This is a genomic window from Idiomarina sp. X4, from assembly GCF_002808045.1.
In the GTDB taxonomy this organism is placed as follows: Bacteria; Pseudomonadota; Gammaproteobacteria; order Enterobacterales; family Alteromonadaceae; genus Idiomarina.
The window spans coordinates 184299-197040 of sequence record NZ_CP025000.1 but is presented as its reverse complement, the minus strand read 5'-3'; the positions used below and the strand labels follow the sequence as shown (position 1 = coordinate 197040).

The window sequence follows — 12742 nt, the reverse complement described above, 5'->3', positions numbered from 1 at the left end:
CAGCACTCATGAGTAAAGAAATACTGTTAGTCGCAGAAGCGGTTTCAAACGAAAAAGCCGTCCCAAGAGAAAAGATTTTTGAAGCGTTAGAGTCAGCTTTGGCGCACGCGACTAAAAAGAAGTACGAAGGCGATATTGATGTACGTATTGATATTGATCGTCAGACCGGTGAGTTCGATACCTACCGCCGTTGGTTGGTGGTTGAAGATTCTGATGAAGGCTTGGAACATCCGTACCGCGAAATAAGTTTATCAGCAGCGCAGTATGAAGATCCGTCACTGAATTTAGGTGACTATGTTGAAGAGCAAATTGATTCCATTCAGTTTGACCGCATCACCACGCAAACGGCAAAGCAAGTTATTGTGCAAAAGGTTCGTGAAGCTGAACGTGCACAAGTGGTTGATGAATATCGTGACCAAGTCGGTGAAATGGTTAGTGGTATTGTAAAGCGCGCTAACCGAGAGCACGTGATTTTAGATTTAGGTAACAATGCCGAAGCTATTATTTATCGTGACGAAATGCTGCCGCGTGAATCGGTTCGTCCTGGCGACCGTATCCGTGGTTTGCTTTATGACGTGAAGCCAGAAGCGCGCGGTGCTCAACTGTTTGTTAGCCGAACGCATCCTGAGTTTCTGTTAGAGCTATTCCGCATTGAAGTCCCAGAGATTGGCGAAGAAATGATAGAGCTTCGCGGTGCTGCACGCGACCCAGGCTCACGTGCTAAAATTGCTGTTAAGAGCAATGATAAGCGAATAGACCCTGTTGGCGCGTGTGTTGGTATGCGGGGCGCCCGTGTTCAAGCCGTATCGGGCGAGCTGGGCGGCGAACGAGTCGATATTGTCCTTTGGGACGACAACCCGGCACAATTTGTTATCAATGCAATGGCACCGGCAGAAGTGGCGTCTATTGTTGTTGATGAAGATGCCCATACCATGGATATTGCCGTAGCAGAAGATAATCTGGCACAGGCTATTGGTAAAGGTGGTCAGAATGTTCGCTTGGCAAGCCAGTTAACAGGCTGGACGTTAAACGTCATGACAGAAGATGAGTTTAATGAGAAAAACGAAGCGGAAACGCAACGCTTGTTAAACTTGTTTATTTCAAGCTTGGATATTGACGAAGATTTCGCAACTGTATTGGTAGAAGAAGGCTTCTCATCGCTTGAAGAAGTCGCTTATGTGCCAGTTGCAGAGTTCCTTGAAATTGAAGGAATGGATGAAGATATTGTAGAAGAGCTTCGTGGTCGTGCTCGCGCTTACTTAACGACGAAAGCATTGGCTAACGAAGAGTCTTTAGAATCGGCTGAACCTGATGAAACCTTGTTAAACTTAGAAGGAATGGATCGCCACCTTGCTTACGTATTAGCAAGTAAAGGCGTGACCACTCTGGAAGAATTAGCAGAGCAGGGCATTGATGACTTAGCCGATATTGAAGAACTTGATGAACAGCAGGCTGGCGATTTAATAATGAAAGCCCGCAATATTTGCTGGTTCAGTGAAGAACAGTAAAACGATCAGCGGAGGTACAACAGACTATGGAAGAAGTAACGCTCGAAAAGCTGGCCAAAGATGTCGGTACAACAGTTGATCGTCTGGTTCAGCAGTTCGCTGAAGCGGGCATGAACAAAAAAGCTGGCGACTCAGTTAATGAAGAAGAGAAACAAAAGTTGCTGGCTCACCTAAATCGCCAACATGGCGGTGGTGGCAGCTCTGAACCCAGCAAAATGACACTGAAACGAAAAACCAAGAGCACGCTGAGTGTTGGCGGTGGTCGTGATTCTAAATCGGTACAAGTTGAAGTTCGTAAAAAGCGGACTTACGTTAAACGCTCAGCTGCAGAAGAAGCAGAGCGTGAAGAACAAGAACGTGTAGCGAAAGAGCAAGAGGCGGCGGAAGCGAAACGCCGCGAAGAAGAGCAAAAGCGTGAAGAAGAGCAGCGCAAAGAAGCAGAGGCAAAAGCCAAAGCGGAGCGCGAGAAAGCCGAGAAGGAAAAGGCTGAGAAAGAAAAGGCTCGAAAAGAGAAAGAAAAAGCACGCCAAAAAGCAGAAGCTGAAAAGCGCGCTGCGATGACGCCAGAAGAACGTGAAGCTGCTGATAAAGCGAAAGAAGAAGCTGAAAAACTGAAACGTCAGCAAGAAGAAGAAGCCCGTAAAAAGGCGGAAAAAGAAGCGGAAGCGCAAGCGGAAGAAGCTCGTAAACTGGCAGAAGAAAACGCAAAACGCTGGGAAGAAGAAGAGCAAAAACGTAAGCAGCAAGAGCAGGAAGATGTGCACTTTACAACGTCTTCTACAGCTCAGGAAGCAGAAGACGCTCAGGACTTCGATGAAGAACGCAAAAGTCGCCGTCGTAATAAAAAACGTCGTCGTAAAGATGAAGAAAATGAAGACGCACCGCGTCGCGAGAAGCGTCGTAAGGGCGCTCGTAGAGGAGCTTCTTTGCAACAAGGCTTTAATAAACCCGCTCAACCTGTTGAGCGAGAAGTAAAAATCGGTGAAACCATTACGGTGGGTGAACTGGCAAACCGCATGGCGGTTAAAGCAGGTGACCTGATTAAAACCATGATGAAAATGGGCGAAATGGTCACTATCAACCAAATTCTGGATCAGGATACAGCCGCTCTGGTTGTTGAAGAGCTTGGTCATAAACCCGCATTGGTTAAAGATAATGCGCTGGAAGAAGAAGTGCTATCTGATCGCCATGAAGGTGGTGAAGAAGCGCCGCGCGCACCTGTTGTCACCGTTATGGGTCACGTTGACCACGGTAAAACGTCACTGCTGGATTACATTCGTAAAGCGAAAGTGGCTTCCGGCGAAGCTGGCGGCATTACACAGCACATTGGTGCGTATCACGTAGAAACCGATCAAGGCATGGTCACTTTCCTGGATACTCCGGGACACGCTGCGTTTACGTCAATGCGTGCTCGAGGTGCAGGTGCGACGGACGTGGTTATTCTCGTAGTGGCGGCTGATGACGGCGTTATGCCGCAAACTAAAGAAGCCGTTCAACACGCGAAAGCAGCTGGCGTTCCATTAATTGTTGCTATCAACAAAATGGATAAAGAAGAAGCTGACCCAGACCGTGTGAAAAACGAGCTGTCTCAGTTGGATGTTATTCCTGAGGACTGGGGCGGTGATACCATGTTTATTCCAGTGTCCGCACACAGTGGATTGGGAATTGATGAACTGCTAGAAGGCGTGCTGCTGCAGTCTGAAGTCCTTGACCTTAAAGCGGAAAAAACCGGAATGGCGTCAGGTATCGTGGTTGAATCACGTCTTGACCGTGGTCGTGGACCAGTAGCAACAATTCTTGTTCAGCGTGGTTTGCTGAAACAAGGTGATGTGGTTCTTTGTGGTCTTGAGTACGGAAAAATTCGCGCGATGCGTGACGAAAATGGTCAAGAAATTAAAGAAGCCGGCCCATCAATTCCAGTGGAAATATTGGGTCTATCCGGTGTCCCACAAGCAGGTGATGAAGCGACCGTTGTAAAAGACGAGCGTAAGGCCCGTGAAGTGGCAAATTACCGTCAAGGTAAATACCGTGAAGTGAAGCTGGCTAAGCAGCAGAAAGCGAAGCTGGAAAATATGTTTGCGAACATGGAAGAAGGCGATGTTTCCGAGTTGAATATTGTTCTTAAGTCAGACGTTCAAGGTTCACTTGAAGCAATTTCTGATGCATTGACCAAACTGTCTACCGATGAAGTGAAAGTGAATATTATTGGTAGCGGTGTCGGTGGTATCACCGAAACTGATATTTCTCTGGCAAGCGCTTCTAACGCTATCGTCGTTGGTTTCAACGTTCGTGCGGAAGCAGCGGCTAGAAAACTGGTAGAACAGGAAAACGTCGATCTCCGTTATTACAGTGTTATTTATGACTTGATTGACGAAGTAAAAGCGGCGATGAGCGGTATGCTCCAGCCTGAGTTCAAGCAGGAAATCATTGGTCTTGCTGAAGTTCGTGATGTCTTTAAGTCGCCTAAGCTTGGTGCTATCGCCGGCTGTATGGTCACTGAAGGTATTGTAAAGCGTTCAGCGCCAATTCGAGTCTTGCGTGACAACGTAGTTATTTACGAAGGTGAGCTTGAATCACTGCGTCGCTTTAAAGATGACGTTCAGGAAGTTCGTAACGGTATGGAATGTGGTATCGGTGTTAAGAACTACAATGACGTTAAAGAAGGCGACCAAATCGAAGTCTTCGAAACGGTTCAAGTTGAACGTAAGCTTTAAGGAAAGGTATGCCACAAGACTTTAGCCGCACCGAAAGGGTGCGGCATCAGTTACAACGTGAAATCGCACTTATCATACAGCGCGAGGTGAAAGACCCTCGCGTTAGCATGGTGACGGTTTCCGATGTAGAAGTATCAAGAGATTTAGCGTACGCCAAAGTATTCGTTACCTTTTTTAATGATGACGAAGCAGAGACGAAAACAGCACTTAGAATTTTAAATCAAGCGGCTGGTTTCATTCGTTCACTTTTAGGTAAGCGGATTAAAGCGCGCATTGTGCCTGAGCTGAAATTTCATCACGACACCTCGTTAAATGAAGGTATTCGTATGAGTAAGCTGGTGGCAGAAGCACGCGCACGTGACAACAAAAATAAGACTGATTCAGAGGACTAAGCAATGGGCAAAGCTCGTCCCCGCAAAGGGCGTCCTGTCTGTGGCGTAGTCTTTCTGGATAAACCGAAGGGCATGAGTTCCAATCATGCCCTTCAACGTGTTAAACGCCTATACAACGCTCAAAAAGCCGGTCATACCGGCGCTCTGGATCCTTTAGCAACCGGCTTATTGCCCGTGTGTTTAGGGGAGGCCACTAAATTTTCTCAATACCTGCTTGATGCGGATAAAAGTTATCGGGTTGAAGCCACTTTGGGTGTGCGTACAACGACGAGTGACGCAGAGGGCGAGGAAGTAGAGCGTAAGGCAGTCAATATTACCGAAGACGATATTCGGAGAAAACTGCCGCGGTTTATTGGGCCGCAACAACAAACTCCGTCTATCTATTCCGCGCTTAAGCACGAAGGTCGACCATTGTATTATTACGCTCGCCGCGGTATTGACGTCCCACAAAAAGTGCGTGAGATAACCATCCACTCCATTGAGTTTATTCAGTTAGTTGGTGAGGTTCTTGAGTTACAGGTCAGCTGCAGCAAAGGGACTTATATACGCACATTAATCGATGACCTGGGTCAGGCATTAGGGTGTGGAGCGCATGTTTCGTTACTTCATAGAAATGGTGTGGCGGACTTAAACGCGGATAATATGTTGACTATAGAACAGCTGGAGCAATTAGCTGAAGCGGGCGATCTGGACGCGCAGCTGCATTCGGTTGACTGTCTGCTACATGCCTTACCCGAGCAAAAAGTCACTCGTTCTGAAGCACGAGATTTACTTCATGGGCAGCCGGTAGATAATTGCTTAGACCGTGAGGTTGCTGTTGGCGATCAATGTCGTATGTGGTGTGAGCGCCATGATGGTGGAAAGGAGTTTATTGGTGTCGGAGCTCTGAGGGATGATAATCGTTTTTGGCCCAAAAGAGTCTTGGCGCTTGAATTCTGTGAGTTCTCTCTCGATGATTTGAAATAATCATTGATTTTGGGCGTTGGCTCTATATAATACGCGCTTCTCCCGCCCCTGAATTAGTGATCGGAGGCGGATATTTCACACAATTAGGAGTTATTATGTCACTAACTGTTGAACAGAAAGCTGAAATCGTAAAAGAGTTTGGTCAAGGCGAGAACGACACAGGTTCTCCAGAAGTACAAATCGCTTTGTTGACTAAAAACCTGGCTGAGCTTCAAGACCACTTTAAAGCGCACAAAAAAGACCACCACTCACGTCGTGGACTGTTACGCATGGTTAGCCGTCGCCGTAAATTGCTTGACTACCTTAAGCGTAAAGACGAAAAGCGTTATTTATCAGTTGTTGAGCGTCTAGGCATCCGTCGCTAAGACACTGAACAAAGAAAAAATTCTGTAAGAAAGGGCTGAATTGTAAAATTCAGCCCTTTTTTTGTCTTCTTTTTAGTCTTATGGGTCTTAATTTTGTCACAATTCCCTTATACTATGCGGCGAGACAAATAAAGAGAGAAGACGAACATCAATCCGGATGTTCTATATTTATTAGGTAAAGGAAAGACAACGTGAATCCAATTACGAAACAATTTCAATACGGTCAGCATACAGTCACTCTAGAAACTGGCGTTATTGCACGTCAGGCCACTGGCTCCGTATTGGTCAGTATGGATGACACAACAGTTCTGGTAACTGTTGTTGCAAAAAAAGACGTCCGTGAAGGGCAAAACTTTTTCCCGCTGACAGTTAACTATCAAGAAAAAACATACGCAGCAGGTAAAATTCCGGGAGGCTTCTTCAAACGTGAAGGCCGTCCAAGTGAAAACGAGACGCTGACATCGCGTCTTATTGACCGTCCAATCCGTCCTTTATTCCCTGAAGGCTTCATGAACGAAGTTCAGGTGGTTGCTACGGTTGTTTCAGTTAATCCACAAATTAACCCTGATATCGTTGCACTAATAGGTGCGTCAGCGGCGCTGTCAATTTCAGGTGTACCATTCGCAGGCCCAATCGGTGCTGCGCGTGTCGGTGTGGTAAACGACGAATATGTATTGAACCCAACCATGGATGAGCTGGAACAGTCTAAGCTGGATCTCGTGGTTGCAGGTACAGAAAATGCGGTATTAATGGTTGAGTCTGAAGCTGAACTGCTGTCAGAAGACCAAATGCTGGGCGCTGTCATGTACGGCCATGAAGCCATGCAGGACGTTATCAAAGCCATTGAAGAATTTACCGCAGAAGCAGGTAAAGAAAAGTGGGACTGGAAAGCGCCAGAGAAAAACGAAACTCTGCAACAAAAAGTTCGTGAGTTAGCAGAGCAAGGTATTGGAGAAGCTTACCGCATTACTGACAAAGCCGAGCGTAAAGGTAAGCTTGACGAAGTTAAACAGCAGATGACTGATAAGCTGACAGCTGAAGACGAGAATGTTGACTTAGAAGAAGCTGGCGAGATTTTCCACGATCTTGAAAGCGAAATTGTTCGCAGCCGTATCATTGCTGGTGAAAAGCGTATCGATGGTCGTGACCCGGATATGGTTCGTGCTATTAGCGCAGCGACCGGTGTTTTACCTCGCACTCACGGCTCTTCATTGTTTACTCGTGGTGAAACTCAGGCTTTGGTTACCGCAACATTAGGTACAGACCGTGACGCTCAAATGATTGACGAGCTAACAGGCACAAATACCAGCCGCTTCATGCTGCATTACAACTTCCCTCCATACTGTGTGGGTGAAACTGGCATGATGGGCTCTCCTAAGCGTCGTGAAATTGGTCATGGTCGTTTAGCGAAGCGTGGTATTCAGGCAGTAATGCCGAGCCATGATGAATTCCCATACACCATTCGTGTGGTTTCGGAAATTACGGAATCAAATGGTTCAAGCTCTATGGCATCAGTGTGTGGCTCGTCACTAGCATTAATGGACGCAGGTGTTCCCATCAAGTCGTCTGTCGCAGGTATCGCGATGGGTCTGGTAAAAGAAGGCGACAAGCATGTCGTTCTTTCAGATATTCTGGGTGACGAAGATCACTTGGGCGATATGGACTTTAAAGTAGCGGGTAACAACGACGGTATTACTGCGCTGCAAATGGACATTAAAATCGACGGTATCACTCGCGATATTATGGAAAGTGCACTGGCACAGGCGAAATCAGCTCGTTTACACATTCTGAAAGTGATGGACGAAGCGATTGGCGGACATCGTCAGGAGCTGTCCGCTTACGCCCCACGCTTTACCACAATCAAGATTGATCAGGACAAGATCAAAGACGTGATTGGTAAAGGCGGTGCTGTTATTCGCGAGCTAACTGAGTCGACTAATACCAACATCGAAATTGGTGATGATGGCACGATTAAAGTAGCAGCGAGTGACCAAGCTGATGCCGATGCGGCTATTGAGAAAATCAAGCAGCTGACGGCGAATGTTGAAGTTGGCAAAATTTATCAAGGTAAAGTCGCACGTATCGTAGACTTCGGTGCCTTCGTTACTGTGCTGCCGGGTAAAGATGGTCTTGTGCATATTTCTCAAATTGCAGAAGAACGTGTGAACGACGTAAACGAATACCTGAAAGTTGGTGATGTTGTTCCGGTTAAAGTACTGGAAATTGACCGTCAGGGTCGTGTTCGTCTGAGCATGAAAGAAGCGGTTGAGAAAAAAGAAGACGCTAACAACACAGCAAGTGCTGAGAGCAATACTTCAGAAGAGAACTCAACAGAAGAGTAACTCTCAACTGATTAAGAAGCCCCGCTATTTTAGCGGGGCTTTTTTTTGCCTGAAAGGCGCTGAATGTGCTGTAATGTGGGCTATTGATAAATGAAAGGTATTATTATGCAGTTGGTCCGTGTCCATGCCGTTGTTGGCTTAGCTATTGTTTCGATGTTTCTATCCGGTTGCGCCTCGCTGGTGGGGCAACAGCCGTCGGCGATAAGTCAACTCGTTCTAGCTGAGCCAGAACGAGCCGAGTTTCGTTATGAAATAGAATTGGCGCGACTTGATCAAGTTTTAACGGAAGATTTAACCCCCGAGCAACGTGCTGAACTGTATTACCGTCGTGGTGCTTTATATGATGCGGTTGGTCTTAGTACGCTGGCCAGAATGGACTTTACGCGTGCTCTTGAATATAACCCACGGCTTGCCGATGCTTATAATTTTCTTGGTATTCAGTACACTCAGTTACAAGAGTTTGACTACGCATATGAAGCCTTTGACTCAGCGATAGAGTTAGAGCCTAAACATAACTATGCTTACTTAAATCGCGGTATAGCGGAATATTATGACTCGCGCTATGAGTTATCGAAAGAGGATCTGGAGTATCATCTGGAGCGAGAGCCTTCTGATCCATACCGAGTCATTTGGCTATATTTGACTAGCGTGGATATTAATGCCGAAGACGCAAAAAGTATGCTTCGCCAGAATATTAATAAGCTGAATAAATCTGACTGGGGTTACCAGATAGCGCAGCTATTCCTCGGTAACCTGCATGTTGATGAGTTCCTCGAAAAGATGACCCAACAGCTTGGTGAAGATGAGCAACTGACGGAGCGCCTGTGCGAGGCTTATTTCTACCTTGGTAAGTACATGCAACTTGAAAATAAGCCGCTTGATGCGATGAATTACTTTAAGCTGGCACTTTCAACTAATGTGTATGAGTTCGTCGAGCACCGGTACGCATCAGTAGAGTTAGATCGGATTCGACAGTCACTTATCAGTCGATGATAAAAAATTCGCTCGCCGTTATTGTGCTTTTGGTGTTTGGTTATATCAATCACCAGTATCTTAGTGAGAGTCAAGAGCGCTATAGAAATGCGGTCAGCGGTAACGCTCACGCACAACATATACTAGCCAATGCATATTGGCAGCAAGGTAAAAAAACAAACGCTTATTACTGGTGGGGAAAGGCCGCTCAGAAGGGGAGTGTAAAATCCATTAACCAGTTAATGGCACACTTTCCTCAACAGACGGATGAATGGCTGTCGTTAGCCGCAAAAGCAGAAATACCATCAGCGATAAATGCAGTCGCAAAGCGCGAGCTTAACAGTGCAAGGTTCTCTTTGAGGAGCTGGTTGACTCGTTGGGAACAGAAGCAAACGACTTGGCTTGATAAGCAACGGAGCCTGCTGAACGCTTTTGAAAGTCGCCGACAGTGTGATGCCACTTTGGCTGTCATTGGTCACAGTCACGCACAAAAATCAGAGTACCTCAGAGTTTTGAGCGCATTGAACAGCAGTGAATTTGAGCTTAATTGGTGTTCTCGTTGGGTGGTCGACGTGGCGCTTGAATGTACGCTTAAGGGGGAAAGGGACCGTGCAGATTGTAAATCGGGTGAGCAAGCCGATTATCAGATAATTCTTGCTGACTCCGGGATTGCCAGTGCTTCCAGCCGTCAAATAGTATTAACGGAGCATAGCTCGCCAGCTGTCATTCAGCATGAGGTTGCTCATTGGTTAGGATTAGCTGACGAGTATCCCATGTCAGACACTTTGGCGAAAAGCTTTTGCCAGGGGCTGTATCGACATAAAAGCCTTAATGTCGTAGTAACCGGTGCGAACGCACAAGGTGTTTCGGAAAGCGATATCAAAGCCCTATATGAACGTCTTCCCTGGCAAAATAGCCTAAGTTCCTGGAAAGACATTGCTCAGCATACGGGTCAATACTGGGTGTTGGGCTCTGATGCAAACAAGCATAAAGTGGGGCTATTTAAAGCGGATACATGTAATACTGAAGAGGGCTTTCAAGCCTGGAAGCCAGTTAAAGAAACTACCGCTATGGAACAGCATGCAACCGAATATTGGCCAAAGGTGTATCTGAAGCTAATAGAAGCTCAAAGCAAAACGGCTAATTGAGCTAGTATGATCACCGGACAGAAAGTCGCCATAAACCACAGTAAAGAACGCAGTTTGTCATAGTTCGCTAAATAAGCAACGTGGTAGAGCACTCGTAATACGATAAAGGCGATAGCCAGAAACTCAATGCGCTCTGTTACAGTGTTTGTTGCTATGGCCGCTAACAACGCAACTGCGTATAAAGGGAAAGCTTCATACGCATTATAATGACCAGCAACAGCACGTGCACCGCGACCGATAAGTCGTTGTTGCTGAGCTCTTGGATGCTTATTGTCGTAACCATTGTCGCGGTTTTGGAAGTAAATAACAGGCGCCTTGGCTAAAATAGGTAGCAGCCCGGCAATGAGTAAACACCATATAAGTAAGCTCACAAAGCGCTCCTGTTGTTTTTAATGTTTTAACGAACGGTTTCACCAGCCGCTTGCAGATCGGCATGGTAAGACGAGCGGACCAACGGGCCACTGGCGATGTGTGAAAAGCCCATTTCTTCGCCAGCTATGCGCAGTTCTTCAAACTCGTCAGGGTGCACGTAACGCGCTACCGGAAGATGATGCCGGCTTGGTTGAAGATACTGTCCAATCGTCAGCATATCAACATCGTGCGCTCGTAAGTCTCGCATCACTTCAAGAATTTCTTCTTTGGTTTCTCCAAGACCAACCATGAGCCCTGATTTGGTTCGAATGTCAGGGCGTGCTTCTTTATACTTTTTCAGTAAATCAAGTGACCACTGGTAATTCGCACCCGGGCGTGCTGCTTTATATAAGCGAGGCACAGTTTCTAGATTATGGTTGAACACATCAGGTGCTTCGTCTTTTAAAATGTCTAAGGCAACCTGCATACGACCGCGAAAGTCAGGTACCAACACTTCCACCTGAATGTGGCCATTACAGTGGTGGCGAATTTCGCGAATGCAGTCAGCGAAGTGTTGAGCTCCACCATCGCGTAAGTCATCACGGTCAACTGAAGTGATAACGACGTATTTCACTTTCATGTCGCGAATGGTTTTACCTAATTTTTCTGGCTCTTCGGAATCTGGAGGTAATGGACGGCCGTGCGCAACATCACAGAAAGGGCATCGACGTGTGCATATGTCGCCTAGGATCATGAAGCTGGCCGTGCCGTGATTAAAGCATTCCGGGAGATTAGGGCACGACGCTTCCTCACAAACAGAATGTAATCCGTGACTGCGCATTGCCTGCTTAATTTCGTCAATTCGCTCGGTTGAAGAGGGAAGCTTCACTTTCAACCATGATGGTTTACGCAGCATTTCGTCGCGCTCGGTTGGAATAACCTGCACGGGTATGAGGGCCATTTTGTCGGCGTCGCGCATTTTGACGCCAGGTTCAACTCTAACTGGCTTTGACATAATCTTGAGCGAGTCCTGTTTGTTGAAGAATGTTGCTGTATGACAGCGCATCTGTGAAATGCTTGATAACCGCATTTGCGGCTTCATCAAAACTTTGTGGTCCATTCATATCTTTCGTTTGGACCATTTGTATACCGGTTAAGCCACACGGGTTTATGCGGGCAAAAGGTTCCATATCCATATTAACGTTGAGTGCGAGACCATGGAATGAACAGCCTTTACGAATGCGTAGTCCTAATGAACACACCTTGTCACCGCTGACATAAACGCCAGGTGCATCGCGTCTCGCTGCTGCCTCTATGTTATAGTCAGCAAGCATATCGACAATGGTTTGCTCGATGCGGTTGACCAGTTGTCTGACGCCATATTTTAAACGTCGAATATCCAGTAGAAAGTATATAACGACCTGACCAGGGCCGTGGTACGTGACCTGACCACCGCGATCGACTTGTATTACGGGAATGTCTCCCGGGGCAAGGAGGTGCTCTTCTTTACCGGCTTGCCCTTGGGTAAAGACAGGATCGTGTTCAACCACCCAGAGTTCATCAGCGGTGGTTTCGTCACGTTGGTCCGTAAACGCCTGCATGGCGTGCCATACAGGTTCGTATGGCTGCCTGCCAAGTGTGCGTATGATAAGAGTGTCATTCATGCCGCAATTATAACGTTTGTAAAGCTCTACGGCTAGTCGTTACATCAAAGTACGTAACGAACGTCATCAATATTGGAAAGCGAGCGGTACAATATTTCTATGTGCTCCTGACTTTCCACTCGAACGGATACAGACACTGAATGATAGTTTCCTTTGCTACTGGGCTTAACGGACGGTGTATAATCCCCAGGAGCATGCTCCTGGAGTACGGCTACTACTTGATCAGGTAAACTCTCAGTCGCGACGCCCATCACTTTAAACGTGAAGCGCGTCGGGAAGTCCACCAATTTATCAAAGCGCGTTTTTTGCATGAGTTGAAC

General features: G+C 46.8%; 12 protein-coding genes. 8 read left to right on the top strand and 4 right to left on the bottom strand.

What is annotated here, in order from left to right; genetic code table 11:
• Positions 1–8: 8 nt before the first annotated feature.
• The 8 genes from nusA (at position 9) to CWC33_RS01045 (ending at position 10407) form a co-directional block, all read left to right on the top strand.
• Positions 9–1508, top strand: coding sequence for a transcription termination factor NusA (nusA, locus tag CWC33_RS01080; protein ID WP_100690444.1), 1500 nt, complete (start codon positions 9–11; stop codon positions 1506–1508).
• Positions 1509–1534: 26 nt separating this feature from the next.
• Complete coding sequence (infB, locus tag CWC33_RS01075) at positions 1535–4222, top strand: translation initiation factor IF-2 (RefSeq protein WP_088768512.1); 2688 nt, start codon at positions 1535–1537, stop codon at positions 4220–4222.
• Between the two features lie 8 nt (positions 4223–4230).
• Positions 4231–4614, top strand: a complete 384-nt coding sequence (gene rbfA / locus CWC33_RS01070; protein ID WP_100690443.1) for a 30S ribosome-binding factor RbfA — start codon at positions 4231–4233, stop codon at positions 4612–4614.
• Positions 4615–4617: 3 nt separating this feature from the next.
• Positions 4618–5580 carry a tRNA pseudouridine(55) synthase TruB gene (truB, locus tag CWC33_RS01065; protein WP_100690442.1) on the top strand — a complete coding sequence of 321 codons (963 nt, stop codon included), beginning with the start codon at positions 4618–4620 and terminating at the stop codon, positions 5578–5580.
• Positions 5581–5675: 95 nt separating this feature from the next.
• Positions 5676–5945, top strand: coding sequence for a 30S ribosomal protein S15 (gene rpsO, locus CWC33_RS01060; RefSeq protein ID WP_100690441.1), 270 nt, complete (start codon positions 5676–5678; stop codon positions 5943–5945).
• Positions 5946–6136: 191 nt separating this feature from the next.
• Positions 6137–8287, top strand: a complete 2151-nt coding sequence (pnp, locus tag CWC33_RS01055; protein ID WP_100690440.1) for a polyribonucleotide nucleotidyltransferase — start codon at positions 6137–6139, stop codon at positions 8285–8287.
• A gap of 105 nt (positions 8288–8392) precedes the next feature.
• Positions 8393–9280 (top strand): lipoprotein NlpI, encoded by an 888-nt coding sequence (gene nlpI / locus CWC33_RS01050; protein ID WP_100692240.1) that lies wholly within the window; start codon positions 8393–8395, stop codon positions 9278–9280.
• On the top strand, positions 9277–10407 hold the full coding sequence (locus CWC33_RS01045) for a peptidase (RefSeq protein ID WP_100690439.1): 1131 nt from the start codon (positions 9277–9279) through the stop codon (positions 10405–10407). Before nlpI ends, CWC33_RS01045 begins: the two co-directional genes overlap by 4 nt.
• On the opposite strand, the gene CWC33_RS01040 is transcribed toward CWC33_RS01045, so the two are convergent.
• The 4 genes from CWC33_RS01040 to ybeD are packed head-to-tail and all read right to left on the bottom strand — an operon-like array spanning position 10386 to position 12733.
• Positions 10386–10778 carry an MAPEG family protein gene (locus tag CWC33_RS01040; protein WP_100690438.1) on the bottom strand — a complete coding sequence of 131 codons (393 nt, stop codon included), beginning with the start codon at positions 10776–10778 and terminating at the stop codon, positions 10386–10388. The genes CWC33_RS01045 and CWC33_RS01040 overlap by 22 nt on opposite strands.
• A gap of 26 nt (positions 10779–10804) precedes the next feature.
• Positions 10805–11773, bottom strand: a complete 969-nt coding sequence (gene lipA / locus CWC33_RS01035) for a lipoyl synthase (protein WP_100690437.1) — start codon at positions 11771–11773, stop codon at positions 10805–10807.
• Positions 11757–12422: a lipoyl(octanoyl) transferase LipB gene (gene lipB / locus CWC33_RS01030; RefSeq protein ID WP_100690436.1), complete on the bottom strand. Its 666-nt coding sequence runs from the start codon at positions 12420–12422 to the stop codon at positions 11757–11759. The genes lipA and lipB overlap by 17 nt, the downstream gene beginning before the upstream one ends.
• Before the next feature lie 44 nt (positions 12423–12466).
• Entirely contained in the window at positions 12467–12733 is a 267-nt protein-coding gene (ybeD, locus tag CWC33_RS01025) for a DUF493 family protein YbeD (RefSeq protein WP_100690435.1), read from the bottom strand.
• Positions 12734–12742: the final 9 nt, after the last annotated feature.